We start from the raw sequence: 618 nt of genomic DNA, 5'->3' as shown, positions 1-618 counted from the left end.
GGCCGGAAGAAGAAGCTGCTGCTGGCCGACATGGACAGCACCATCGTCACCACAGAGACGCTGGACGAGATCGCGGCCTTCGCCGGATTGAAAGACAGGATCGCCGAGATCACCGCCCGCTCGATGAACGGCGAGCTCGACTTCCGCCAGGCGCTGATCCAGCGCGTCGGCATGCTGGAGGGCCTCGACGCCTCGGCGCTGGACGAGACCTGGAAGACCACGGAGCTGACCGCCGGCGCCGCCACCCTCATCGCCACCATGCGGGCGAACGGCGCCCATACCGCGCTCGTCTCGGGCGGCTTCACCTTCTTCACCAGCAAGGTCGCGGAGCGATGTGGCTTTCATGAGCACCACGCCAATACGCTCCTGCTCGCGGACGGCAAGCTCCTCGGCACGGTCGGCGAGCCCATCCTGGACCGCGACGCCAAGCTCGCGACCTTGAAGCGCCTGGCCGCGCAACTTGGGCTGAGTCTCGCGGAGACTGCGACCGTCGGCGATGGCGCGAACGACCTCGCCATGATCCAGGCAGCCGGCCTCGGCATCGCCTTCCATGCGAAGCCCAGCGTAGCCGCGGCGGCGCGCCACCGGGTCAACCATACCGACCTGACCGCGCTGCTC

At 68.3% G+C, this 618-nt stretch carries 1 protein-coding gene; it reads left to right on the top strand.

Annotation, left to right across the window (positions count from 1 at the left end; translation table 11 throughout):
• A partial coding sequence (gene serB, locus AC1DWF_RS36080) for a phosphoserine phosphatase SerB (protein ID WP_476843253.1) occupies positions 1–618 on the top strand: 618 nt, incomplete at both ends.

Source organism: Aminobacter sp. P4_D5 (assembly GCF_056401815.1).
The sequence above is the reverse complement of the archived record's forward strand: the minus strand, read 5'-3'. Positions and strand labels throughout refer to the sequence as shown.